This is a genomic window from Lacisediminimonas profundi, from assembly GCF_008831265.1.
GTDB classification, from domain to species: Bacteria; Pseudomonadota; Gammaproteobacteria; order Burkholderiales; family Burkholderiaceae_D; genus Lacisediminimonas; species Lacisediminimonas profundi.
In genome coordinates this window covers 793,792-816,777 of the sequence record NZ_VTTH01000002.1, presented here as the reverse complement: position 1 = coordinate 816,777, position 22,986 = coordinate 793,792, and the positions used below count along the sequence as shown (strand labels likewise).

Annotated in this window: 23 protein-coding genes and 3 tRNA genes; 5 read left to right on the top strand and 21 right to left on the bottom strand. The window is 61.0% G+C overall.

Going from position 1 to position 22,986, the window contains the following annotated elements:
* Positions 1 to 25 precede the first annotated feature (25 nt).
* From FVE66_RS09455 to FVE66_RS09365, 19 genes are all read right to left on the bottom strand, one after another.
* The gene (locus FVE66_RS09455) at positions 26 to 889 is read right to left on the bottom strand and encodes an EamA family transporter (RefSeq protein ID WP_151447121.1); all 864 of its coding nucleotides are present in this window, start codon (positions 887 to 889) and stop codon (positions 26 to 28) included.
* Positions 886 to 1,719, bottom strand: a complete 834-nt coding sequence (phnP, locus tag FVE66_RS09450) for a phosphonate metabolism protein PhnP (protein WP_151447120.1) — start codon at positions 1,717 to 1,719, stop codon at positions 886 to 888. The genes FVE66_RS09455 and phnP overlap by 4 nt, the downstream gene beginning before the upstream one ends.
* Positions 1,710 to 2,309, bottom strand: a complete 600-nt coding sequence (phnN, locus tag FVE66_RS09445) for a phosphonate metabolism protein/1,5-bisphosphokinase (PRPP-forming) PhnN (RefSeq protein WP_151447119.1) — start codon at positions 2,307 to 2,309, stop codon at positions 1,710 to 1,712. The genes phnP and phnN overlap by 10 nt, the downstream gene beginning before the upstream one ends.
* A complete protein-coding gene (locus tag FVE66_RS09440; protein ID WP_151447118.1) occupies positions 2,302 to 3,456 on the bottom strand; it encodes an alpha-D-ribose 1-methylphosphonate 5-triphosphate diphosphatase in 1,155 nt (384 codons plus the stop codon). Before FVE66_RS09440 ends, phnN begins: the two co-directional genes overlap by 8 nt.
* Positions 3,453 to 4,175 carry a phosphonate C-P lyase system protein PhnL gene (gene phnL / locus FVE66_RS09435; RefSeq protein WP_151447117.1) on the bottom strand — a complete coding sequence of 241 codons (723 nt, stop codon included), beginning with the start codon at positions 4,173 to 4,175 and terminating at the stop codon, positions 3,453 to 3,455. The genes FVE66_RS09440 and phnL overlap by 4 nt, the downstream gene beginning before the upstream one ends.
* A gap of 9 nt (positions 4,176 to 4,184) precedes the next feature.
* A complete protein-coding gene (locus FVE66_RS09430) occupies positions 4,185 to 5,015 on the bottom strand; it encodes an ATP-binding cassette domain-containing protein (RefSeq protein WP_151447116.1) in 831 nt (276 codons plus the stop codon).
* Positions 5,012 to 5,926: an alpha-D-ribose 1-methylphosphonate 5-phosphate C-P-lyase PhnJ gene (locus FVE66_RS09425; protein WP_151447115.1), complete on the bottom strand. Its 915-nt coding sequence runs from the start codon at positions 5,924 to 5,926 to the stop codon at positions 5,012 to 5,014. Before FVE66_RS09425 ends, FVE66_RS09430 begins: the two co-directional genes overlap by 4 nt.
* On the bottom strand, positions 5,923 to 7,077 hold the full coding sequence (locus FVE66_RS09420) for a carbon-phosphorus lyase complex subunit PhnI (RefSeq protein WP_151447114.1): 1,155 nt from the start codon (positions 7,075 to 7,077) through the stop codon (positions 5,923 to 5,925). Before FVE66_RS09420 ends, FVE66_RS09425 begins: the two co-directional genes overlap by 4 nt.
* The gene (gene phnH, locus FVE66_RS09415; RefSeq protein WP_151447113.1) at positions 7,077 to 7,679 is read right to left on the bottom strand and encodes a phosphonate C-P lyase system protein PhnH; all 603 of its coding nucleotides are present in this window, start codon (positions 7,677 to 7,679) and stop codon (positions 7,077 to 7,079) included. Before phnH ends, FVE66_RS09420 begins: the two co-directional genes overlap by 1 nt.
* Positions 7,669 to 8,172, bottom strand: coding sequence for a phosphonate C-P lyase system protein PhnG (gene phnG, locus FVE66_RS09410; protein WP_151447112.1), 504 nt, complete (start codon positions 8,170 to 8,172; stop codon positions 7,669 to 7,671). Before phnG ends, phnH begins: the two co-directional genes overlap by 11 nt.
* Before the next feature lie 52 nt (positions 8,173 to 8,224).
* The gene (gene phnE / locus FVE66_RS09405) at positions 8,225 to 9,250 is read right to left on the bottom strand and encodes a phosphonate ABC transporter, permease protein PhnE (protein WP_151447111.1); all 1,026 of its coding nucleotides are present in this window, start codon (positions 9,248 to 9,250) and stop codon (positions 8,225 to 8,227) included.
* 12 nt (positions 9,251 to 9,262) lie between these two features.
* A complete protein-coding gene (gene phnC / locus FVE66_RS09400) occupies positions 9,263 to 10,069 on the bottom strand; it encodes a phosphonate ABC transporter ATP-binding protein (protein WP_151447110.1) in 807 nt (268 codons plus the stop codon).
* Positions 10,070 to 10,172: 103 nt separating this feature from the next.
* A complete protein-coding gene (locus FVE66_RS09395) occupies positions 10,173 to 11,120 on the bottom strand; it encodes a phosphate/phosphite/phosphonate ABC transporter substrate-binding protein (protein ID WP_151447109.1) in 948 nt (315 codons plus the stop codon).
* A 61-nt stretch (positions 11,121 to 11,181) separates the two neighbouring features.
* Positions 11,182 to 11,910: a phosphonate metabolism transcriptional regulator PhnF gene (phnF, locus tag FVE66_RS09390; protein ID WP_151447108.1), complete on the bottom strand. Its 729-nt coding sequence runs from the start codon at positions 11,908 to 11,910 to the stop codon at positions 11,182 to 11,184.
* A gap of 321 nt (positions 11,911 to 12,231) precedes the next feature.
* Positions 12,232 to 12,306 (bottom strand) — tRNA-Thr (locus tag FVE66_RS09385).
* Between the two features lie 164 nt (positions 12,307 to 12,470).
* Positions 12,471 to 12,546 (bottom strand) — tRNA-His (locus FVE66_RS09380).
* 42 nt (positions 12,547 to 12,588) lie between these two features.
* Positions 12,589 to 13,458 carry a glutamate racemase gene (murI, locus tag FVE66_RS09375; protein WP_151447107.1) on the bottom strand — a complete coding sequence of 290 codons (870 nt, stop codon included), beginning with the start codon at positions 13,456 to 13,458 and terminating at the stop codon, positions 12,589 to 12,591.
* A gap of 40 nt (positions 13,459 to 13,498) precedes the next feature.
* The gene (locus FVE66_RS09370) at positions 13,499 to 15,040 is read right to left on the bottom strand and encodes a fumarate hydratase (RefSeq protein WP_151447106.1); all 1,542 of its coding nucleotides are present in this window, start codon (positions 15,038 to 15,040) and stop codon (positions 13,499 to 13,501) included.
* 13 nt (positions 15,041 to 15,053) lie between these two features.
* A complete protein-coding gene (locus FVE66_RS09365; protein WP_151447105.1) occupies positions 15,054 to 15,674 on the bottom strand; it encodes a YqhA family protein in 621 nt (206 codons plus the stop codon).
* Positions 15,675 to 15,924: 250 nt separating this feature from the next.
* On the opposite strand from FVE66_RS09365, the gene acs reads away from it, so the two are divergent.
* Both acs and FVE66_RS09355 read left to right on the top strand, forming a co-directional pair.
* The gene (acs, locus tag FVE66_RS09360; protein ID WP_151447104.1) at positions 15,925 to 17,907 is read left to right on the top strand and encodes an acetate--CoA ligase; all 1,983 of its coding nucleotides are present in this window, start codon (positions 15,925 to 15,927) and stop codon (positions 17,905 to 17,907) included.
* Between the two features lie 175 nt (positions 17,908 to 18,082).
* Positions 18,083 to 18,173, top strand: a tRNA-Ser gene (locus tag FVE66_RS09355).
* Positions 18,174 to 18,225: 52 nt separating this feature from the next.
* On the opposite strand, the gene FVE66_RS09350 is transcribed toward FVE66_RS09355, so the two are convergent.
* Complete coding sequence (locus FVE66_RS09350) at positions 18,226 to 18,825, bottom strand: hypothetical protein (RefSeq protein WP_151447103.1); 600 nt, start codon at positions 18,823 to 18,825, stop codon at positions 18,226 to 18,228.
* 381 nt (positions 18,826 to 19,206) lie between these two features.
* Between FVE66_RS09350 and FVE66_RS09345 the strand changes: the two genes are divergently transcribed.
* Positions 19,207 to 19,677 (top strand): hypothetical protein, encoded by a 471-nt coding sequence (locus FVE66_RS09345; RefSeq protein ID WP_151447102.1) that lies wholly within the window; start codon positions 19,207 to 19,209, stop codon positions 19,675 to 19,677.
* Here FVE66_RS09345 and FVE66_RS09340 read toward each other — a convergent pair.
* Positions 19,640 to 20,787 (bottom strand): IS3 family transposase gene (locus FVE66_RS09340; protein WP_421829430.1). Its coding sequence is split into 2 segments (ribosomal slippage): positions 19,640 to 20,520 and positions 20,520 to 20,787, totalling 1,149 coding nucleotides; the frame shifts between segments, so codons are not numbered across the junction. The two genes, FVE66_RS09345 and FVE66_RS09340, sit on opposite strands and share 38 nt — an antisense overlap.
* Positions 20,788 to 20,990: 203 nt before the next feature.
* Between FVE66_RS09340 and FVE66_RS09335 the strand changes: the two genes are divergently transcribed.
* Together FVE66_RS09335 and FVE66_RS09330 are read left to right on the top strand one after the other, a co-directional pair.
* On the top strand, positions 20,991 to 21,875 hold the full coding sequence (locus FVE66_RS09335) for a nucleotidyltransferase domain-containing protein (RefSeq protein ID WP_151447100.1): 885 nt from the start codon (positions 20,991 to 20,993) through the stop codon (positions 21,873 to 21,875).
* Between the two features lie 5 nt (positions 21,876 to 21,880).
* Positions 21,881 to 22,717 carry a hypothetical protein gene (locus tag FVE66_RS09330; protein WP_151447099.1) on the top strand — a complete coding sequence of 279 codons (837 nt, stop codon included), beginning with the start codon at positions 21,881 to 21,883 and terminating at the stop codon, positions 22,715 to 22,717.
* The last annotated feature ends 269 nt before the right edge of the window (positions 22,718 to 22,986 follow it).

Genomic DNA, 22,986 nt, shown 5'->3' with positions numbered 1-22,986 from the left:
CTGCGGCCTCACGCTTTCCGGCAGTTCAGGCCCGCCCGATGGCCACGACCAGCAGTCCGGAGCAGATCAACAGTCCGCTGAGCAGTCTGCGTTGCCACTGTGCTTTTTCCTTGAAAATGAAAATCGAGACCGCGCTTGCGACCACGATGCCGGCATTCGTGTACGCCACCACTTCGGCCGCTGGCAACTGGCGCATGGCATGAATTACCAATGCATAAGCCAGCCCCACGCATAGCCCGCCGACGACAATTACCGGCAAGCTCAGGCGGCCGCGTGGAATCCATCGCCCGCTGTTCGCCTTCAATGTGATGCTGATGGCCAGCCAGGACGCCAGATAACCAAAGCTGATGAAGCCAAGCACTGACCCGAAACTCGAGAGCTGACTGGTGGCCGCCTTGTCGCTCAGGGAATACACGCTGGTTGCAAGCATGGCCAACAGGGCCCATGGAACGGCGCGCTTCTCCGGCCCTTGCCAACTGCTTCCTGCCAGCAGCAGCAAGCCGGCGACGCTGATTGCGATCCCCAGCCATGCCGCAACCGGAAGGGAATCCTGGAGCAGGAGCGTGCTCCACACCGCAATCAACAGAGGTGAACTGCGCACCAGTGGATAGACCAAGGCGACCGGCGCCTGTCGGTAGGCACGATCCAGGCTCAGGAAATACACGACATTGGCGCAGACGGAAATACCGAGCAGCAAGCTGAACGGCGTGTCCCACTGCACTTCTTGCAGCAATGTGTACATGCCCCACGGCCCGAGCAAGAGAAGATGCCCGAGCAAGACCCACCATAGTGGATAGGAATCCTTGGGCTGGTGTCGCGCAAGCAGATTCCATGAGACGTGCATCGCCACCGACAGGGCAAGCGCCGTTCCGGCGCCCAGCACCATCATTGCGCGGCCCCCTTGTTCAGGCGTCCCCGCAGATCGACCGTCTCACCGTCTCTCGCAATGCAAACCCCGGCAGGCAATTTGACCGGGTTCCCCATCTCCCACTGATCGAAGTCGTGGCCGAGGTGGGTCAGCCATCCCGCTCCGCTTTCCGCTCCGCCTTTCGCTCCGCCCTTCGCTCCGCCCTTCGCTCCGATTCCGGCCGTGTTCAGGCAGTCCAGGGCTCGACCGAAATCATTGTGGTTCCTGGGAGCTTGTTCGCGCGGCGGGTGGCTGCAATCGATCGCCATGCCGTCGGGTTGCCAGGCTTGCAGGAAAGATTCCGTGCGCGGCGGCAGGCCCGAGGTGTCGGTCAGATAGGCAAAGCGCGCACCCAGCGGATCCTCGATGGCGTAGCCAAAGGTCGGCCTGGAATGTATTAGCGGCAAAGGCGTGATGCACAGGTCGCCGACAGTGACGGCCTCGAACTTGGCCAGAGCCTGGAATTGCAGCAGGCCGTGGTTCTTGTACAGATCGGCGCACCCCTCGGAATCCGGCGGCGCGAATACAGGGATGGGCGCGCCCCGGCCCCAACGCAAATGCAACAAGCCCTGCACATGATCAGGGTGGAAATGGGTGACAAGGATCGCCGACAGGCTGCCAGGTGGAAAGCGGTCGGTGAGATCGGTCAGCCCGGCATCCAGCAGGATGCGCGTGGTCCGGGTTTCAATCAGCGCGCTGCAATTGCGGCGCCGGTATGTCGCATCGGCCCGTGCCCGCAGACAAGCGACGCAATCGCAACCATAAAGCGGCACCCCGCCTGCATCGCCAGTACCCAGAAAGCTCACACGCATAAGGAATCTCCGCAGGCCTGCAAGATCAGGTCCACCAATGCCGCGCCGCCCTCGGCCAACTCGCCGTCATTGCGGATCGGGATGCCATGCGCAGCGGAAAGCGCATTCCCCTGGAGAGCGCGGTGCCGCTCCAGCCGGGCCTCGATTGCCTGCAGGTCTTCCCGTCCACGGACCAGCAAGCGGTCCCGCAGTACCTCGTCGGACACCTCCACCCGCGCCACCAGCAACTGGGGGAAGCGTTGTCGAGCTTCGGTCAGATATTCACGCGAGCCGTTCACAACGACGGTAATTCCCATCTCCAGCCATTGGCGGATCTCGATGCCGATGCCGTACGCATGGCCGTGACTTTCCCAATCCAGCGCGAACAGGCCAGCGGCGCGGCGCGCCGCGAATTCTTCAGCCGACAGGGCGATGTGGTTCTCGCCAACCGGATCCGGTGCGCGCGTGATGTAGCGATGTGCGAACAGTACCCGCGGATTGGACCGCAGCCGGGTTCGTGCAAAGCGCATCAGGCTGTCCTTGCCGCTGCCCGACGCACCGACCACATAGACGATCCGGCCGCAGGCCGGCTTCTCGATCGCCTCACGCATGATCGAAGTGCGCGGTGAGCGCTGGCACGCCGTGCACCCAGACACGTTCCACCTGCGGCAGGCCGCCCAGCTCTTTGACCGCGATCAGGTCGGCGCGTTTGCCCACTGCGATTTCTCCGCGATCGGCAAGCCCGGCCGCACTGGCAGGATTGCGGGTGACGAGTGCAACCGCCTCGTGCAACTGGATGCCGGCCAGATCCGGCAGTCGCAGTACCGATGGCAACAGCGCTGCAGGCGAGTAGTCGCCGCACAGGCAGTCCGCCACGCCCTCGATCACCGCATCCAGTGCCCGCATCGATCCGGACTGCGATTTGCCGCGCAACACATTGGGCGCACCGAACAATGTCGCCAACCCCTTTTCTTTAGCCGCCCGGGCGGTCTCCAGATTGATCGGGAACTCGGATATCACTGCACCCAGGGCGACCACTGCATCGACTTTTTCCGGTGAGTCGTCGTCGTGACTGGCGATTGCCACGCCCATGCGGCGCGCCACTGCCGCCACCGCATTTACCCGGTTGGCCGCGTCCATGCCAACCCGGCTCTTCCGGGCCAGGATGTCATCCAGTTCGGACTCGGATTTACTGTAGGTTTTCGCCAGGTAATTGCGGTAGGCGGCGACGTCCTTGAATTGACCCTGGCCGGGCGTGTGATCCATGAAGGAAATCATGTGCGCCATGCGATCTTCGAGCAGCGCGATCAGGATGGGCGGCGCGGTCTCGTCGGAGATTTCATAGCGGGCATGGATGCGGTTATCCACCAGGGCGTGATCCTGCCAGCGGCGGACGGCGCGGACGACGTCGGCGGCGACCTGGTTGTTTCGCACGCCGAGCTCGTGATTGGCGAACGAGAGCGCGTGATAGATGGTCGTGATGCCGGCGGCCGCATTGCGCTTGTCCGCCTGGGCGCAGGCAAACGGCAGCGGAAAATGCACGTTCGGGCGTGGCTCCACTTCCTTCTCCAGCGCGTCGCAATGAAGGTCGATCATGCCGGGCATCAGCAGCCGGCCGGAGAGGTCGATGACACGAGCCTGGCCGGCGGACAGGGGATCGAGGGCCGCGATTTTTCCGTCCTTGATCAGGACCGCGACGCCCTCACGGGTTTCATTGGCAAATACCACGCGGGCGTTGGTTAGCAGCAGGCTGTTCATGATGCGCAGGTCTCCAGAAGGTCGGTTGCGGCAGTCGGACGTTCCAGCTCCACCACCTGGTCGGCCAGACGGCGGACCAGGTCGGGGTGATGGAAAATCGCCAGCATGGCGACGCCCTTGTTCTTGATGGTTTCGAGCAGTGCGACGACCCGTTCCGTCGTCTCCGGATCGAGGCTGGCGGTGGGTTCGTCGAGCAACAGCAGCCGGGGCAGGGCGATCAGGCCGCGCGCCAGGTTGATGCGCTGCTTCTCGCCGCCGGAGAAGGTCGCGGGCGGCAGGGCCCACAATCGGGCGGGCACGTTCAGACTGGTCAGCAGTTCTGCCGCCTGGGCATGCGCCTGCTCCCGGCGCATGCCCCTCCGCAGCAGTGGTTGGCTGACCACGTCGAGCGCGCTTTTGCGCGGAAGGCAATGCATGAACTGGGTGACGAAACCGATCTCGCTGTGGCGCAGTTCCATGATCTGGTATTCGCTGGCCAGGCCCAGATCGAGCGAATGGCCGCTCTGGTCCCGATAGAGCATGCGCCCCGCGGAAGGCAGGTAGCTGCGATAAATGCACTTCAGGACCGAGGACTTGCCGGCTCCGGTCGGCCCCGTCAGGGCGGTCAGTTGCCCGGGATGAACCTCAAATCCGACGCCGGAGCAGGAAGGGATCAGCTTGTTCTGTTCGTGTAGTTGAAAGTGCTTGGTCAGCCCTTGCACTTGAAGAATGGCTTGCATGTGGGCTCCTTATAATGCCGATGCCACCAGGCGCTGCGTATAGGCATGCTGGGGGTCTTCCAGTACCTGGTCGGTCAATCCGGCCTCGATCACACGGCCGTATTTCATGACGATGGTGCGTCCGGCCAGAAGGCGGATTACGCCGAGGTCATGGGTGACCACGATCATCGCCGTCGACGATTCCTGCTGGATTTCCAGGATCAGGTCCAGGATGCGTGCTTGCACCGACAGGTCCAGTCCGGTGGTGACTTCGTCCAGGAACAGCAAGGGCGGGCGGGTGGCGAGCGCCTTGGCGATCTGTACCCGTTGTTGCATCCCGCCCGAAAACTTTTTCGGCGACTCGTCCATGCGTCCGGGCAGGACTTCGGTGCGCATCAGCAGCTCCCTGGCACGCTCGCGAATCTGGCCGTAGTGCGAGAGATCGCTCATGAGCAAGCGCTCGGCAATGTTGCCGCCTGCGGAAACCTTGAAATTCAGGCCCAGGTGGGGGTTCTGGTACACCATGCCGAAGCGATGATTGCGCAGCCAGCCACGCTGGGCCGCATTCAGTGAAAACAGCTCGCGCTGGCTATCTTCATCGAAGAACACCGCTTCGCCGCCGGTCGGGGCTTCATCGAAATACAGGGTCTTTACCACGGTCGACTTGCCGCTGCCGGATTCGCCCATGATTCCAAGGATCTCGCCGGCATGCAGATCGAATCCGACGCCGTGAGCCGCCACCACGGAACCGCAATGGGGACAGACATTGGTTTCCTGCTCCGGCCCGGTGGCATCCAGGCAAAGCGGGCATCCTCGCCCGTAGATTTTCGAAAGCCCACGCACTTCCAGGATCTTTTTCATGCCGCGTCCTTGCCGGCCATGGGCACGGCCACGGCTGACTCCAGCAGTTGCTCGTTGCAATAATCGGAGTCCGAGCATTGATACGACTTGCTGCCGTCCTCGGCCAGGATTTCATCGAGGAAGGACGCGGTTGAATCGCAGCGCACACAACATCTTCGCTGCCCATGCTCGTCGCGGAAATCCTCCACGCGGAACGGCACGTCGTCGAAGGCGAGCGGATCGGCTGTGGTGAAAGGCGGCACGGCGTAAATCTTCTTCTCCCGGCCGGCCGCCAGCAGCACCAGCGCTTCGGATCGATGAAGCGCCGGCAGGTCGTAGCGGGGAATCGGACTGGGATCGATCACGTAGTGACCGGCTATGCGGGTCGGATACCGGTGCGAAATCGTGATCTCGTCGAACTTCACGATGTCCTCGTAGAGCTTGGTCAACAGCCGCGCGTAGTCGCCTTCGCCATGCATGATCTTGCGCCGAGCTTCCGATGCTTCGACGATTACCAGTGGATCGGGGTAGGGCACCTGCAGCACCAGCACCTGCCGCCTTGTCAGCCGCTTTTCGGGCACACGGTGGCGGGACTGGATCAGGCTGGCATCGGCGGTGTGCTCGGTGGTTTGCACGCCGGGGCAGGTCATCTGCACGAAGTGCCGCAGATTGACCGCATTGACGGAGTCGTCCGAGCCCTGGTCGATGACCTTCAGCACATCGTCCTGGCCCACGAGGGAGAGCGTCAGCTGCAAGCCGCCGGTGCCAAAGCCCCGGCCCATGGGCATCTCGCGCGAAGCGTAAGGAGTCTGGTAGCCGGGAATGCTGATGGCTTTCAGGATGGTTCGCCGGATTTCGCGCTTGGCGAACTCATCCAGGAATCCGAAGCTGTAGGCCGCTTCGTCCTGCGGCAGTTCGTAATGGGTGTTCACCGCAAGGCTCCTTGTCGTTGTCCGGCGGCCGCATCGGGCAATGCCTGGGTGGCATCCTTGCCCGGGCTCTTCGCCTGGGTGGATCGCAGGCGGTCCATGTCGGACTGGAAGGTCACGTAATGCGGCATCTTGTAGTGGCTGGCAAAGCCCATGGAATCCACGCCGTCGACGTGGAGCAGGACGAACTCGGGATCTTCGGAAGGATTGGCCGGGCCGTCGCGCATGCCTTTCTGGAGTGCGCGGTCCAGGATCGCCATGGAGATCGCCTTGACCTCGTTGTGTCCGAAACAGGCGCCATAGCCCAGGGTGAAGGTGACCGGCCCCTCGCCGTCCGTACTCTCGTACATGGCGACCACTTCACATTCGGTCATCAGGACTTCGCCGGCTTCCACCGGTTCGCCGGTAACGGGGTGGGGCAGCAACACCGGCAGGTAGCCGACCCGCAACTCGGCGATGGTGGGATGCACGTCGCCGTAACCGCGCATGTTCGAATAGGCAATGGCGAGCAGTGAACCGGTTTCGCCGCGCGCCATGGTCGCCAATGCTGCAGAGCGCGGCACCGGAAACGTCAGTGGGTCGCGCGTGACATCGAAGGCTTCCTGCATGGTCCGGGCCAACGGCGGCAGCAAGCCATCCGCGCGCAAAGCGTCGACCACCTTCGGAAAGGTGTCCGGCAATTCGACATCCGGTGCATCGTCCATGAACCGGCGCGCCACGGTGCGGAAGGCCTCGGGCGACTCGTCGGCCAGATCCAGCCTCATCAGGCGCAGTGCATAGTCGTTGGTCGGACCCAGCATCTGGCCGCCGGGAATGTCCTTGAATGCCGACGAGATGCGCCGGATGAGGCGCATCTTGCCGGTATCCTGCACGGGGCTTGCGAGCAGCCTCGGCTTGGTGGAACGGTATGCGCGCAGGGCGAAAGCCGCTTCGAGCGTGTCGCCCTGCATCTGTTTGATCGCCAGCGACGCAAGCCGGGGATGGTACAGGCCACCCTCCGACACCACCCGCGAGGTGAGCAGGCGAAGCTGATGTTCGATGGTCGACAGCGACAGCGGAACGCCGGCCTCGGCTTCCGCCGTGCGCAACGCCTCGACTGCTGCATTGGCGCTCTGAATCGCCTGCCCGCCGCCCTTGATTGCCACGTAGCCCATCAGTGCACCCCTTTCGCGTCCAGCGCAATCCGGGTGGTGCGGGGCAAAGCAAGGGCGCGGCTTTCGTCCACCAGGATCCAGTCGACGCCAAGAGGAAATCCGGCATTCCATTCGGACCGCGCCCGGAGCCAGTCCGGGTCCAGGCCGCTGATCCGCAGTTCGGCCGCGCCATCGATGCCGGGACCGGTCAGTGACAGCACGTCCCCCTCGCCCAGCCGGCTCACGCGCAATACCAGTGTCGCCCCTTTTTCCGGGGATTCCAGGGTGCCGAGAGCCGGCGCGAACCGGGGCGCGCGGTCAGCGGCTGCCACCACGAACTGCGCCTCTGATACGGCCACGACAGGCGACTCGAGCAGTGATCGCCTCTCGGGCGTCAGCAGGCTGTCGGGGTCGGCGATCGTGGTCGCCGCGTCGAGCACTGTGGCCAGCGTGCGGACCAGCGCCGCGTCCTGGATCAGGTCGATCTCGGGCCCCTCTGCGATTACCTCGATCGTGCCCGGATAGCTGAAGGCGCGCATCAGCTTGCGGAAGGTCTTTTGCTGTTCCAACGCGTCCCAGGCGTGCAAGATGCCGGGATGCGCCGCCGTCGTTTCAGTCTTCATGTTCTTCCTCTGCTTCTTCGTCGGTATTTTCCTCGGCACCCATGAGCGAAAAATTCACTTTGGTCGCGGCCATCATTGCCTTGCGTTCCGACTGTTGTCGCTGGATGAAGCGGGCACCTTCGGCCAGCAGAGGTGCCGCCTCGTCGTTCCCGTCCAGGCCTCCCGCCAGTACTGCGTCGAGGATGGCGATAGCGCGCGCCAGGCTGGCGCGGTCGTCCATCAGCAGGGCTGCCCCTTCGCACCTGGCGCCAGTCTGGTCGGTGACGCGAACGCGGGCACGCGCCAGTGGAATCTCTCCCGGGAAATAGGCTTCGCCGAGTGCGCCGTCGCGTAACTGAAGCAAGCCCAGGCCGGACTGTGCAAGCTGCATGTCTTCAACGGCGAGGCGCCGGGCGAGGCCCTTCACCACGGCATGCACCTGACTGGCGGGAACGGCCATCAGCAGGCGCGGCCACTGATTCCTGTGCGCGATATCGATGTCGGAAGAGCTCATGGCGCCCCCGTTTGGTAATTGAATGTCATGTAGATGGTCAGGCAAGGTGAAGTCAGATCAGTCGTGCCCGCAGGCGTGCCGAGAACTGGTCCAGCAGGCACACTGCAAGGAAGATCACGATCAGGATGGTGGCGACATGGCCATACTCGAACATGTCGAAACGGCCTTTCAACTCCTGTCCGATACCGCCTGCGCCGACCAGGCCGATCACGGTCGCCATGCGGAGGTTGCGGTCGAGGATGTACAGCGTGTAGGCGATGTATTGCGGCAGCACCTGCGGGATCACGCCGTACCAGAGCGTCTTGACCTTGCCGGCGCCGATTGCCTCGAGAGCCTCCTGCGGTTTCTTGTCCGCGTTCTCGATATCTTCCGCATAGAACTTTCCCAGGAATCCGGCGGCATGCAGGCCGAGCGCCAGCACACCGGCGATCGGACCAAAACCATAGGCAAGCACCAGGAACAGCGCCACGATCAGTTCGGGCGCGGACCGCAGCATGCTGATCACGCCCCGCGCTGTCGAATACGCCAATCGGTTAGGTGCGTAATTGCGGGCTGCGAAGTAGGCGAGCGGGATCGAAAGCACGACCGAAATGAGCGTGCCCCAGATGGCGATCTCGAAGGTCTGCAGCATCTTCACCAGCACGGTCCACAAGTAGCCGACCGGCTTGACCAGATACTCGACCGTTTCGGTCACTTTCTCCATCTGGAGTGTCGTTGTGTTGAGGTGCTGCTGTACGCGCTGCTCGGTTTCCAGATGGGAGAACCAGGGCAAGTCATTGCGGTCCAGGTCGGGAATCCGGGTCACCTCCTCCCTGTCCACCAGCACCGGCGGCCACATCGAATCCGCCACGCGAGAAAGTCCGCGCACCACTTGCGACTCTTCCTGAAGGCCGACCAGCTTGCCGACCGCCTGGGCGCTCATCGCCAGCATGCGGTCCATCTCGGTACGATGCCCGGTGATGATGATCATGAGCAGGAACAGCGCGGCCAGCACGAAGTGCCGTGCCTTGTAGGGAGGGTCCAGTTTCCATTCAAGCTTGACGTCGGCGGCCGGCATGGGGATAGGTTTCACGTTCATGGGGTATCTGTATCAGGCGAGCGCTGGCTGGAGGGTGAAGGCGGGATGCTTTGCTGGCGATGCATCGGCTGCCGGCAGGTCTTCCCACTGCGCCCCGTGATACAGGGCATCGATACGGGCATCGGTAAATGCTGCCGGCGTGCCGTCGAACACGATCTTCCCGTCGCGCATGCCGATGATGCGATCGGCGAACTCGCGTGCCAGGTCAATCTGGTGCAGGCTGCACAGGACGGTGGCGCGGCGCTGGCCGGCGGCGTTACGGATCAGGGAAAGAATGTCGCGGGCAATCTTGGGGTCGAGGCTCGCCACCGGTTCGTCGGCCAGTACGACTTCTGGATCGAGCATGAATGCGCGGGCGATGCCCACCCTTTGCTGCTGCCCGCCGGACAGTTCCTGGGCGCGCCGGTGCAAGTGCAGCGGAGCAAGCCCGACCTGGTCAAGCAGGGCGCAGGCCTTGCTGCGATGCTGGGCCGAGTACCAGCCAAGAAGGGCGGGCAAGGTCGGCACGACCGGCAGCATCCCGGCCAGCACATTGGCCGCGACGCTCATGCGTCCAGTCAAGTTGAAGTGCTGATGAATCATGGCTACGCGTTTGCGCAAGCTGCGTTCAGTTGCGGGCGAAAGCGGTATGCCGTCTATCGCTACCGTCCCTGAACTGGGCCGCATGAGCCCGTTCACGGACCGTAGCAGCGTCGACTTTCCGGCGCCGGACGGGCCAAGGATGACGCAGAACTGGCCGCGCGGAATCGTCAGGCTTATGTCTGAAAGGGCCTTGGTTCCATCCGGCCAGGTCTTGCACAATGAACTGAAGTGGATCATCAATATCTCCTGGGGAATCTGCGCCGGACCTGTTGGCCCGGCGCGTATCGCTGACCTGCCCGGCTTGGTCCGGGGTTCGTCGGGGGGCGGGGGTTAATCGTGCTTACTGGCCACTGGCCTTCTTCATGATGTCTGCCCGCACCTGGTGGGTGACCAGGTCGAACATCTTTCCGGCGTTGGCCATGTCCTGTTCGCTCACCTTGGCGGTGTAGCCGTCGACCTTGCCGCCGCCATATCCGCGAATCTGTTCCTTGCTGATGCCGGGCAGCTTGTGAACGTTGTTGAAGGCATCCCGCAGCTTGGCTTTGATCGGCGCGCTCAATTGGGGATGCATGGCCAGCGGCGGATAAGGGATGGGCGAGCTCTTGGCGATCACCCGGACCTTGGTCGGATCGATCGCTTTCGCGTTCACGGCCTTTTCGAAGGAGTCAAAGGAAGCGCCGCCTGCATCTACCAGGCCCTCGGCGAGCGCCTTGAGCACGTTGGAGTGGCTTCCCGCCATGTTGACGACCGCAGGGTCGCGCGCCGGATTCAATCCGGCCTGCAGCATCATTGCCACCGGTATGTTGAAGCTTGATGTCGAATTGACGTCGCCCAGGGCAATTTTCTTGCCCTTGAGTTCGCTCAGCTTGGAAACATTCGCCTCGGTGCGCGCGAAAATGCCGGAGTAGTAGACCGACTCACCATTGCGCACGGCCAGCGCCAGCAACTCGGCGCAACCACGGGCGCGAGCCTGCAGATAGGAAGCCGGACCATACCAGGCGATGTCGGCAGCGCCGCTGCACATCGCCTCGACCACCGCGGAATAGCTCTGGCCAACCTTCAGGTCAAACACCAGTCCGGTGGCCTGGCTGATGGCAGAAAAGATCGGCTGGAAGTCTTTGCGGGTGCCATCTTCGGTGCCGCCATCTGCCGGGATCAGCACCACCCGCAGCGGCTTGCTGCGGCTGCCGTCGTGTTGAGCCTGGGCGAATACGGCGGCCGGAGCGAGTGCGGCCGCGGCCAGGCCAAGCGCCAACAGGCTACGGCGGAGAGTGGAAAGGGGTTTCATCGGGAGGGCTCCTGTGGTTGATGAGGAATCGAGAGGCGGATAGGCGGATTGCCTGAATTGGTCAGGGATTGATGCACAACTGGATACGGTCGCCACGGAAGCGGGTGACCGCGTACTCGACGGGCCGGGCATCGCGCTCGTCCACGTTCAGGCTCTTGACGCGCAGCACGGGTTTGTTCTGCGGCATGCCCAGCAGGTAGGCGTCGTCGCCCTGGGGCATCACGGCCGTGACCAGGCTTTCGGTGCGCCGCAGTACGCAGCCGTAGGTCGAGGCGAGAAACTGGTGCAGCGAGCCGCCGCGATACTGGTCGCTCACCTCGGGGAAGCGCACGGCAGAAATGAAATGGGAAATGATGCAGAAGGGGCGTTCGTCGACCGTCCTCAGCGTCTCCAGCCAGAGCACCGGGGCGGCCGGGTCAAGGGCGAGTCGTTGCGCCACACGTTCGTTGGCAGGCACGATCTGGTTGCGCAGGATCCGGCTGTCGGCCGGAAATCCCTGGGCGCTAAGCGCCTCGGTGAAGCGCGTGCGTGCGCCGACCGGGTAATCAAGGAGGGTGTCGGTGACGAAAACGCCGCGTCCGTGCCGCCGCTCCAGGATCCCCGCATCGACCAGTTGATCGACAGCCCGCCGCAATGTGTGGCGATTCACGCCGAAGCGCATCGCGAGATCGGCTTCCGACGGAAGTCCTTCGCCTGGCGCATGGCGTGCGGAAATTTCCTGCTCCAGCTGGCGGGCGATCTGGGCGTAGAGAGATTCGCCGCTTTCGCGTGAGACTGCATACAAGCTCATGTATGTGGACGTCTAGATATCTAAGGAGCTTGCAGTCTAGGGGGCCGTGTTGTCGCTTTCGTGACGGACAAATTACGGAAGCGTTACAGGGAGGGAAAAACTGCGGGAGGGAAAACTACGGGAAGGGAAAACTACGGGAAGGGAAAACTGCGGGAAGGGAAAACTGCGGGAAGGGAAAACTGCGGGAAGGGAAAACTGCGGGAAGGCGAAGCCTGCGCGCGCGAACGGCGAGTCTGGATGAAGATTCGTGCTATCGGATCGGGAAGGAGTTGGCGGCAGCAGCCGTCACCAGGAAGGGACGCACCAACGGTGAGAAAGCGTTGGTGCCCATGGGCAGGATTGAACTGCCGACCTCTCCCTTACCAAGGGAGTGCTCTGCCACTGAGCTACATGGGCCATCTGAAACTCACCATGCCCCAGGACGGGGTGCACAGTGCTTGCACATTACTTATGCGGCCGAGCGACAGGCTCACATGACAGGGTCAATTAACAGGGTCAATTAACAACAGCGAAAAACAAAAAGCCCAGCCTGACGACTGGGCTTTTTGCTTTGAATCCGGTGGGGTGGCCGATGGGGCTCGAACCCACGACAACAGGAATCACAATCCTGGACTCTACCAACTGAGCTACGGCCACCGTTGAACTTCGCCCGCTCTTTTGAAGCAGGAAAGACGATTATTATACAAACTTCGCTTCGGGCTGGCAATTCTCTTGAGCGTCTACTTTCATAACAGGCGGAGAAAGTTGCAGCAACCGCTCGCATGCACGTGAAAGCGACGCCGAATTGCCTGTCGTGAAGGCGGCCAGCGCGCTCGGCGCAGTCTGCGCATTGAGCAAGGCGCGCTGTTCCAGCAGGCGCTGCAGCTGACGTGCCACGGCCGTGCCGGTATCGATTACCGTAATGTCCTTTCCATCCGCTGCCGCAAGCGCAGATTCTTCGATCAGCGGCAGGATGAAGGGGTAGTGCGTGCAGCCCAGCACCAGCGTATCGGCGCCATCGCGGATCAGCGGCGTGACGAAACGCGCCACCAGAGCGGCAGTGGCGGCCGAGCGCAATTCACCTTTTTCTATCTGGTCGGCCAGCCCGGGGCAGGGCATGGCCAGGAATTGCGCACCGGTGGCGGCGGCGATCTGGTCGCGCAGTGCCTGGAAGCGCTGGCTGGCCAGCGTGCCCTCCGTCGCCAGCACGCCTACCTTGCCGCAGCGCGTTGCTGCCGCGCCAGGCTTGAGGCCGGGCTCGACGCCGACTACCGGCAGCGAAGGGTAGCGCTTTCGTATCGCATCGATCGCCACGGCCGTTGCCGTGTTGCAGGCGACCACCATGGCCTTCACGCCTTGCTCTAGCAGGAAGGCGGCGATTGCCTGCGCCCGCGCCGCGACCTCGGCTTCCGACTTGCCGCCGTAGGGCGCATGGGCGGAATCGGCGAAATACAGCAAGTCCTCATGCGGCAGCAGCGCGCGGATCGGCCGCAGCACCGACAATCCGCCGACGCCGGAATCGAAAACGCCGACCGGCGCGTTGGCTCCGGTCGGCGTCGTTTCAGTCATGTGCAAAGATTCGGACAAGGTCGGCCAAGGTCGGGAAATGTCAGGCAACGGTGACCGGAATCTTGCCGATGCTGCCAGTGGCGATGCGCTCCTGCCACTCTTTCGGACCGGTGTTGTGCACCGAAATGCCGTTGGAGTCGACCGCGACCGTGACCGGCATGTCCTTCACATCGAACTCGTAGATCGCTTCCATGCCGAGATCGGCAAAGCCCACTACCTTGGCATTCTTGATGGCCTTCGACACCAGGTAAGCGGCGCCGCCGACTGCCATCAGGTAGGCCGACTTGTGCTTCCTGATCGATTCGATCGCCACCGGGCCGCGCTCGGCCTTGCCGATCATCGAGATCAGGCCGGTCTGTTCCAGCATCATGTCGGTGAACTTGTCCATGCGGGTCGCCGTGGTCGGGCCTGCCGGGCCGACGGCTTCGTCGCGCACCGGGTCGACCGGTCCCACGTAGTAGATCACGCGGTTGGTGAAATCGACCGGCAATTTTTCGCCGCGCGACAGCATTTCCTGGATGCGCTTGTGGGCGGCATCGCGGCCGGTCAGCATCTTGCCGTTCAGCAGCAGCGTCTGGCCGGGCGTCCACGATGCGACTTCTTCCCTGGTCAGGCGGTCGAGGTCGACGCGACGCGACTTTTCGGTGTCCGGCATCCACTGCACGTCCGGCCAGTCGGACAGCGACGGCGGCTCCATGTAGGCGGGGCCGGAACCATCCAGCACGAAGTGGCCATGGCGGGTGGCGGCGCAATTGGGGATCATCGCGACCGGCTTGGATGCGGCATGCGTCGGGTACATGTTGATCTTGACGTCCAGCACCGTGGCCAGGCCGCCCAGGCCCTGCGCGCCGATGCCCAGCGCATTGACCTTCTGGTACAGCTCGATGCGCAGTTCTTCCGTCTTGTTCTGCGGACCGCGCTTGAGCAGCTCATACATGTCGATGTCTTCCATCAACGATTGCTTGGCCATCAGCATGGCCTTCTCGGCGGTGCCGCCGATGCCGATGCCCAGCATGCCGGGCGGGCACCAGCCGGCGCCCATGGTCGGCACGGTCTTCAGCACCCAGTCCACCAGCGAATCGGAAGGATTGAGCATCACGAATTTCGACTTGTTCTCGGAACCGCCGCCCTTGGCCGCGACTTGGACGTCGACGGTATTGCCGGGCACGACTTCCATATGCACCACGGCCGGGGTATTGTCCTTGGTGTTCTTGCGATCGAACTGCGGGTCGGCAACCACCGATGCGCGCAGCACGTTGTCGGGATTGTTGTAGCCGCGGCGCACGCCTTCGTTCACGGCATCCGTGATCGAACCGGAAAAGCCTTCGAAGCGCACATCCATGCCGATCTTCAGGAACACGTTGACGATGCCGGTGTCCTGGCAGATCGGGCGGCGGCCCTCGGCGCACATGCGGGAGTTGGTCAGGATCTGCGCGATCGCGTCCTTTGCTGCCGGGCTTTGCTCGCTCTCATAGGCGCGTGCCAGGTGCTGGATGTAATCGGCCGGGTGGTAGTAGCTGATGTACTGCAACGCGGCGGCGACGGATTCGATCAGGTCTTCCTGCTTGATGATGGTTGTCATGATGAATTTTGCTTCAGTGGGATTCGTTGGTGTTGGTGTGGTTCGCGGGTGCCATCAGGCGGTCGCAGGCAGCGATGGCCAGCGCCGAGATCAGGAAAGTGATGTGGATGCCGGTCTGCGCCAGCAAGGTCTTGGCATCGTAGGACGAGGCGTTGATGAAGGTCTTCAGCAGATGGATCGACGAGATGCCGATGATTGCGGTTGCCAGCTTCACCTTCAGCACCGAGGCGTTCACATGCGACAGCCATTCAGGCTGGTCCGGGTGGCTTTCCAGGTTCATGCGCGAGACGAAGGTTTCGTAGCCGCCGACGATGACCATGATCAGCAGGTTGGAGATCATCACCACGTCGATCAGTCCCAGCACCACCAGCATGATCGTGCTTTCGGTCAGCTTGGTGGGCCTGACCGTGCCCGCGATCGAGACCGCATCCAGCACATGCTGCAGCGCAGCCTGGTTGCCCATCGCGGCGCCAATCAGGTCCACGAGTTCGACCCAGAAGTGGAAGACATACACGCCTTGCGCCAGTATCAGTCCGAGGTACAGTGGCAACTGTAGCCAGCGCGACATGAAGATGAAGTTTGGCAGCGGACGGATCGGACGGGTAGGATCGGGAGGCGACAGCGGATTTTTCATGTATGAGCAGACCCAAGTGGAACTGGCGCACATTTTACACGCCGGCGCACTGTCTTTGCTTCAGGCATCGGGGTTTGCTGCTCTGCATGGCGGATGAGAAATATCAATCCGGCCAACGGCGGCGAACGATATACAAAGTGCAAGCCTGCAGCAGGACTCATGCAGCTTGTCGAATTGATAATGTAAGGACAGAGTAAGCCGGCCTGTTTATTGTCCCGGCAAACTCAATACAGCAGGGGAGACGCGCATCATGGCTGATTTCGAAGCACTCAAACAGGAAAGCAGGGTATTCCAGCCGCCGGCTGAATTTGTCCGCAACGCCAACATTTCCGGCATGGAAACCTACCAGGCGATGTGCGCCGAAGCCGAGCGCGACTACGAAGGCTTCTGGGCCAAGCTGGCGCGCGAGACGCTGGAATGGCACAAGCCTTTCACCAAGACTCTCAACGAGAGCGACGCGCCGTTCTACCGCTGGTTCGAAGACGGCCAGCTCAACGTGTCGTACAACTGCCTCGACCGCAACCTGCAAAATGGCAATGCCGACAAGGTCGCGATAATTTTCGAAGCTGATGATGGCGGCTCCACCAACGTTACCTATCGCCAGCTGCACCAGAAGGTATGCCAGTTCGCCAATGCCCTGAAATCCATGGGCATCAAGCGCGGCGACCGGGTCGTCATCTACATGCCGATGACGGTCGAAGGCGTGGTCGCGATGCAGGCCTGCGCCCGCATCGGCGCCACCCACTCGGTGGTGTTCGGCGGCTTTTCCGCCAAGTCGCTGCAGGAACGCATCATCGACGCTGGCGCGGTGGCCGTGGTGACCGCCGATGAACAGAGCCGCGGCGGCAAGCACCTGCCGCTGAAAGCCATCGTCGACGAGGCGCTGGAAATGGGCGGCTGCGAAGGCGTGAAGAACGTCGTCGTCTACCAGCGCACCCACGCACAGGTCAAGATGGTGCCGGGCCGCGACCGCACCATGAGCGATGTCGTCGCCGGCCAGCCGGACACATGCGAACCGGAATGGGTGGACGCCGAGCATCCGCTGTTCATCCTCTACACATCGGGTTCGACCGGCAAGCCCAAAGGCGTGCAGCACGCATCCGGCGGCTACCTGCTGTGGGCCGCGCTGACCATGAAGTGGACCTTCGACATCAAGCCCACCGACGTGTTCTGGTGCACTGCCGACATCGGCTGGGTTACCGGCCACAGCTATGTCGCCTACGGCCCGCTGGCGGTGGGTGGCACGCAGATCGTGTTCGAAGGCATCCCGACTTATCCGAATGCCGGCCGTTTCTGGGACATGATCCAGAAGCACAAGGCGACCATTTTCTACACAGCGCCGACGGCAATCCGCTCGCTCATCAAGGCAGCCGACGCCGACCCCGCCACGCATCCGTCGAAATACGACCTGTCCAGCCTGCGCCTGCTGGGCTCGGTTGGCGAGCCGATCAATCCGGAAGCCTGGATGTGGTACTACCGCAATGTGGGTGGCGAACGCTGTCCGATCGTCGACACCTTCTGGCAGACCGAGACCGGCGGCCACATGATCACGCCGCTGCCCGGCGCCACGCCGCTGGTGCCTGGTTCGTGCACGCTGCCGCTGCCCGGCATCATGGCCGCCATCGTCGACGAAACCGGGCATGACCTGCCGAACGGGCAGGGCGGCATCCTGGTCGTCAAGCGTCCGTGGCCCTCGATGATCCGCACCATCTGGAACGACCCCGAGCGCTTCAAGAAGAGCTACTTCCCGCCAGAACTCGGCGGCACGCTCTACCTGGCCGGCGACGGCTCGGTGCGCAACAAGGACACCGGCTACTTCACCATCACCGGTCGTATCGACGATGTGCTGAACGTCTCCGGACACCGTTTGGGCACGATGGAAATCGAATCGGCGCTGGTGGCCAATCCGCTGGTGGCGGAAGCCGCCGTGGTCGGACGTCCGGACGACACGACTGGCGAGGCCATCTGCGCCTTTGTCGTGCTCAAGCGCTCGCGCCCCACTGGCGAAGAAGCGAAGCAGATCGCCAGGGACTTGCGCGACTGGGTAGGCAAGGAGATCGGCCCGATCGCCAAGCCGAAGGAAATCCGCTTCGGCGACAACCTTCCCAAGACCCGCTCCGGCAAGATCATGCGCCGCCTGCTGCGCGTACTGGCCAAGGGCGAAGACATCACGCAAGACGTCTCGACGCTGGAAAATCCGGCCATCCTGGACCAGTTGAAGCAGGCCCAGTAACAAATTCCGCAGAAGACGGAGGAGACGTAGCCGCCGCTGTGGTATTAGCGGCGGCTTTTTTTGCGCTTCATGGTCCGCAGCATCATGCGGGATGGCAAAACAGGACGCAGGCAAAGGATTCTTTGCTATAATTCGCGGCTTCGTTCTGCAGCAATACTTCGCAGCACGGAAATCCGGAGAGATGGATGAGTGGTTGAAGTCGCACGCCTGGAAAGCGTGTATAGGTTCATAGCCTATCCGGGGTTCGAATCCCCGTCTCTCCGCCAAAATTTTATAAGGCCTCCATCAATGGAGGCCTTTTTACTTTGCGCTATGGATTCAATCTGCGCTATTCAATTTGGTGTTCCCTGACATATCTAACGTGCCATCAATAGCCAGATCGCGGAAGGGCTCGATGAACTTGCCTGCATGCCAAAAGAACATCGGGGCAAAAAAACACCGTTCGTCAAGTAAAGGTAGGACCGCCCTAGGGGTAGCCGGAATGCTGCCGCAGTAACGAAAAAAGTAGACATTCATCGTCCATTCTTCGTACTCATTCCTATACTCTGCTTCATCAGCTGGGCGATACCCGGCCGCCAAGTTCTCTTCCTCGTCCTCGTTTCGCTTGTACCAGGCGAATAGATCGGCATCACAGAATGCAAATGCGCGCTCGTCCGCCACGAAACTCTCGTGTTCCTTCCAGTTGTCAAGGGCGTCTTTGATATCGTAAGCAACGACCAACCCTGAGCGACAGGCCGCTTCGCTAAGTTCGTTGAGTTTCGCTTGATTGACGACTTGATGCCAGTTATCGAAGCCGTTCGCCGTCGCGACCTGTTCAAGGGCTTCATGATGTGACAGAGGGCCGGCGCGCTTCAAGGCGCGGGCTTTTTGCTTCCACTTTCCGAAAGTGGCTGAGGAAAATACAAAGGCCTTCTTCATGAGAATCTCCATTGATGCGGATAAAACCGGCGCCCACTACCGACTCCGCAAGAAGAGGAATCTCAAAAATTGAAATGATCGTCCCGTCCGGGTGCGCAAGGTGGGCTGCCGGGCCTCGATCCGGCCCTTTAGCGATGGTACTAAACAACGATCTCGCCGACAAGCAGGTAAGCGTTGCAACGAGAGTTCGGCGTAAGGGGCTGGCCACCTCCATCAGCTTTGGCCAGCGAGAACGAAATCTTATACATTGGAGGTCCGCCCGTCGTTGATTTCTAAATAATGACTGTCGCATCGGCAGCTCGCCGACTTGGTTGCAGCGCCAAGTGCTGGAAGCGGAAGCGGGTTCCAGGTTTTAAATGCAGTGTCGATAAACAGTTGGCGATGCTTGCCAAAGCACAGATCAATCTCTCAGGAATTCTGCGGTGGAGTGCACGAATAAAGATGAGCAAGAACCGATTTCCGGCTGACGGCGCGACCTTCGTGCCGGAAATGGCTTTGCCTTTTCCGGACACTCATAAAGATGCTGCGTTGTGTCTGCAGCACTTTGTAAACGAGATTCCAATCCAAGTAATCTGCGAACCAGTCGGGCGCCTGCGAGTAAGAGTCATTTATGGGTCGGGTGACTACGAAGACACAGTATTCCGGCAGCTTATCGCTGTTCCGTACGGCGTCATCAAGATCGCGATCGCTTTCGATGGAGGTACTGGCTATGTCACCATGGCCGCTGGCGGGGAGTTGCTAGAACAGGATCCTGACCGGGCCTTGCCGGCTAAGCACCTCAAATTGGGCTGCTGCCGATATCGTGGACACCGACCTAAGCTTTTTGAGCTTTCTCGAACTGTATCGGACTGACGTAGCCGAGCGTCGAATGACGACGGGTTGGATTATAGAACCGCTCGATGTAGTCGAACACATCGGCACGAGCCTGCTCCCTGGTCCGATACACCTTCCTGGCCGTGCGCTCAGTCTTCAGTGAGCTGAAGAAGCTCTCCATGGCCGAGTTGTCCCAGACTTCGCCCGCGCGGCTCATGCTGCAGATGATGCCTTGCTCCTTGAGTAACTCCTGGAAGTGCTCGCTGGTGTATTGCCTGCCTTGGTCGGAGTGATGCAGCAATGCGACCGGCCTGCCTCGGCGCCACACCGCCATCATCAACGCGTCGGCAACGAGTTGCGAGGTCATGCTGTCCTGCATCGACCAGCCGACGATGCGACGCGAGTACAGGTCGAGCACCGCAGCCGCATACAGCCATCCCTCGGCCGTCCAAATATAGGTGAAGTCGGCCACCCACTCCTGGTTGGGCGCATCTGCCTGGAATTGGCGGTCCAATACGTTGTCGGCAATAGCGCTACGCTGGCCTCGGTCCTGCGGCAAGCCCCGACGTCTTGGCCTCGCACGCAGAGCCTGTTCACGCATGAGCCGTTCAATGCGATGCAATCCGCATCGTTGGCCCAGTGCCAGCACGTCATGCCACACGCGTCGGGCACCATAGGTGCGGTCGCTACCCAGAAAGCTCTGACGCACCTGGCTGCCAAGCACCTCGTCGTCCAAACTACGTTGGCTTCGAGGCCTGCTGAGCCACGCATAGAAGCCGCTTCGCGAGACACCGAGCGCCTCGCACATCATTGCCAACGGCCAGGCTCCTCGGTGTTTCGCAATGAAGCCGAACTTCACATCGACTCCCTGGCGAAGTAGGCCGCCGCTTTTTTCAACAGGTCACGCTCCATGCGCAGCTTGGCGTTCTCCTTCCTCAAACGCTCCAGCTCAGCCTGGTCGGGCTTCATTACGCCCTGGCCAGGGAATGCCTGCTGTGGGTCCGCAGTCGCCTCACGTACCCATTTGCGCAGCACGTTCTCGTGCACATCGAGGTCACGGGCAGCTTGCGCCACCGACACACCTCGTTCCTTTACCAGCTTGACTGCTTCAAGCTTGAACTCTCGGCTGAATTGCCTTCTCGTTCCCATGAACCACCTCCAGTTTCATTTCACACATTAACTGGGTGTCTTTGAAACCGGCAGCAGCCCACTTCGTGGCCCGCACATACCCACGGCCCCCCGCCCTCTATGGCGTGATAGGCGCCGGGGCGGGGGGCCGTGGATATGTGCTATTTTGCACAAATATCTACAATATCACCAACCAACCATCCCCTAACTCAACGAGGTGTTTGATGGCAGTTACAGTCGAGGCCGCCTTTAACGAGCTTTTAAATCGACTGCGAGCTTCTCGTGCCGAAGCTGCCATCGCGGCCAGTCATCGGGAATCGATTCGTCTGAAGCTTGAAAGAAGCTTCGGAATGACTCAATTCTTTCGATCGGGTTCGTTTGGAAATGGAACGAATCTCTCAGGGATTAGCGATGTGGATTACTTCGCAGTCATCCCCCCAGAGAATCTCAACGCCGATTCGAGTGCGACGCTGGCCGCAATCGCAGCCTCGCTTCGAGAACGATTCCCTTTTACTGTCGGTATCAGAGTAAATTCGCCCGCCGTGCAGGTTCCCTTCGGACTTGACGGTGCTGAAATGACCGAGATTGTCCCTGTACTCTCGACCGGGACGACGGTACTTGGGTTCCGTCAGTTTGAGATGCCCGACTGTAATGGCGGGTGGATGTTCAGCGCTCCCGAGTCTCACAACGCGTATGTTCAGAAGATTGATACCCGACTTAACGGAAGGGTGAAGCCGCTAATTCGATTTCTGAAGGCTTGGAAAGCGTACCGGAATGTGGATATTCGCTCTTTCTACCTTGAGATGCGAGCCGCGGCTTACGCGGACAATGAACAAACAATCGTGTATGACATAGATTTGAAAAGGTTGTTTGACACCATGTTGAACGATGGATTGGCGGACTTTCCAGACCCGCGATTCCCGAATGACGGATTTATGATCTCAGCTTGCACCACTCCATTTCAACGAGTTGGAGCGCTTACGGCGCTCCAACGCGCAAAAGACTGGAGCGACGAAGCTTTCAGTTTTAGGATCGCTGGGCAGCATGAAAGAGCTTTTGGGCGGTGGGACCTTATATTTAATTGGAATTTTCCGGTCTTCACAGGATGAACACGATGACATTCTCAAACTCTTTCGATCAGCGTCTAAATGGTGCGGTCAGGGCGGAATTTGACCGGGCATTAAGTCATCAGTCGAACTTATGGAAAATACAAGTGCTTCTCGCAGGCGCTGCTATTGCATCTGTCTTCTGGCCCTCGACCTCGAACGCTGCCGCCCTCATCGGTCTACTGTTGTTAGCGGTCTATGCTTGGCAGAAGACGATCTATGAAGAGGTCAAGGCGCGCGCGAATCAGGGGAGACGGGCCGTCTTGGTTTCGTCAAGCTTAGGGGGACTCACACCGGATCAGCGACGCGATCTACTCAGTCGCTTCTCGTCAACTTCTGAAGAAGGCGAAGCAAGGGAAGACCCGGCCTATTACGCATCAAGCGCGACAGAACAAAATAAGCGGCTGGCCGAGATGCTCGAAGAGAGCGCATTCTGGACCGCCGACCTTCACGGGCAAGCGGCGCGAAGGTCTTGGAGCATCTTGATCATTTTTCTGGCGATAGCGCTGACCTCCTTGCTACTGCTACCTTTCATATCGGCCGGACCTGCTTTGAACATCGCCCGGACAATAAGCGCGATGCTGGTCTTGCTTATGTCAGGCGAGATGTTAGGGACCGCGCTCTCATTCAGCAGCGCTCAGAAGTGCTCAGAGAAAGTAGTGGAACGACTACAACGAATAAAGGCGGAAGGATCGCCGATCTCATCTCTCATCATTGTATTCGCTGACTACAATGCGGCCGTTGAAGCCGCGCCTATCGTCCCGGGACGCCTCTATGAAAAGCGCAAACCAGAACTGAATCGTCTTTGGTCGGAGCACTCGGATGGGTCGAAGCAGCAGTCCTGATTTAGCGCTATAGGTCCGGTCAGGCACTCCGTTGCCGGACTTGAATAAGCCACGCGCGTCGTCCACGAATAGCGCAGCACATGCTTTCTATCCTCTTGAAACATAAGGGAAGAAGTGGGCCAGGCTAGATAGGTTCATAGCCTATCCGGGGTTCGAATCCCCGTCTCTCCGCCAGTCAAATCAAAGAAGGCCGCAGTGAACCAATCACTTGCGGCTTTGCTTTTTCTGATCGAGCCGCTTTTTCTCGCTTTGTTACCCGCCGTGCAGCC

Excerpts from the sequence above, each read along its gene's own strand:
- FVE66_RS09455 (WP_151447121.1), bottom strand. The coding sequence starts at position 889 with ATGATGGTGCTGGGCGCCGGAACGGCGCTTGCCCTGTCGGTGGCGATG.
- phnP (WP_151447120.1), bottom strand. The coding sequence starts at position 1,719 with ATGCGTGTGAGCTTTCTGGGTACTGGCGATGCAGGCGGGGTGCCGCTT.
- phnN (WP_151447119.1), bottom strand. The coding sequence starts at position 2,309 with ATGCGTGAGGCGATCGAGAAGCCGGCCTGCGGCCGGATCGTCTATGTG.
- FVE66_RS09440 (WP_151447118.1), bottom strand. The coding sequence starts at position 3,456 with ATGAACAGCCTGCTGCTAACCAACGCCCGCGTGGTATTTGCCAATGAA.
- phnL (WP_151447117.1), bottom strand. The coding sequence starts at position 4,175 with ATGCAAGCCATTCTTCAAGTGCAAGGGCTGACCAAGCACTTTCAACTA.
- FVE66_RS09430 (WP_151447116.1), bottom strand. The coding sequence starts at position 5,015 with ATGAAAAAGATCCTGGAAGTGCGTGGGCTTTCGAAAATCTACGGGCGA.
- FVE66_RS09420 (WP_151447114.1), bottom strand. The coding sequence starts at position 7,077 with ATGGGCTACGTGGCAATCAAGGGCGGCGGGCAGGCGATTCAGAGCGCC.
- phnH (WP_151447113.1), bottom strand. The coding sequence starts at position 7,679 with ATGAAGACTGAAACGACGGCGGCGCATCCCGGCATCTTGCACGCCTGG.
- phnG (WP_151447112.1), bottom strand. The coding sequence starts at position 8,172 with ATGAGCTCTTCCGACATCGATATCGCGCACAGGAATCAGTGGCCGCGC.
- phnE (WP_151447111.1), bottom strand. The coding sequence starts at position 9,250 with ATGAACGTGAAACCTATCCCCATGCCGGCCGCCGACGTCAAGCTTGAA.
- phnC (WP_151447110.1), bottom strand. The coding sequence starts at position 10,069 with ATGATCCACTTCAGTTCATTGTGCAAGACCTGGCCGGATGGAACCAAG.
- FVE66_RS09395 (WP_151447109.1), bottom strand. The coding sequence starts at position 11,120 with ATGAAACCCCTTTCCACTCTCCGCCGTAGCCTGTTGGCGCTTGGCCTG.
- phnF (WP_151447108.1), bottom strand. The coding sequence starts at position 11,910 with ATGAGCTTGTATGCAGTCTCACGCGAAAGCGGCGAATCTCTCTACGCC.
- murI (WP_151447107.1), bottom strand. The coding sequence starts at position 13,458 with ATGACTGAAACGACGCCGACCGGAGCCAACGCGCCGGTCGGCGTTTTC.
- FVE66_RS09370 (WP_151447106.1), bottom strand. The coding sequence starts at position 15,040 with ATGACAACCATCATCAAGCAGGAAGACCTGATCGAATCCGTCGCCGCC.
- FVE66_RS09365 (WP_151447105.1), bottom strand. The coding sequence starts at position 15,674 with ATGAAAAATCCGCTGTCGCCTCCCGATCCTACCCGTCCGATCCGTCCG.
- acs (WP_151447104.1), top strand. The coding sequence starts at position 15,925 with ATGGCTGATTTCGAAGCACTCAAACAGGAAAGCAGGGTATTCCAGCCG.
- FVE66_RS09350 (WP_151447103.1), bottom strand. The coding sequence starts at position 18,825 with ATGAAGAAGGCCTTTGTATTTTCCTCAGCCACTTTCGGAAAGTGGAAG.
- FVE66_RS09345 (WP_151447102.1), top strand. The coding sequence starts at position 19,207 with ATGCTTGCCAAAGCACAGATCAATCTCTCAGGAATTCTGCGGTGGAGT.
- FVE66_RS09335 (WP_151447100.1), top strand. The coding sequence starts at position 20,991 with ATGGCAGTTACAGTCGAGGCCGCCTTTAACGAGCTTTTAAATCGACTG.
- FVE66_RS09330 (WP_151447099.1), top strand. The coding sequence starts at position 21,881 with ATGACATTCTCAAACTCTTTCGATCAGCGTCTAAATGGTGCGGTCAGG.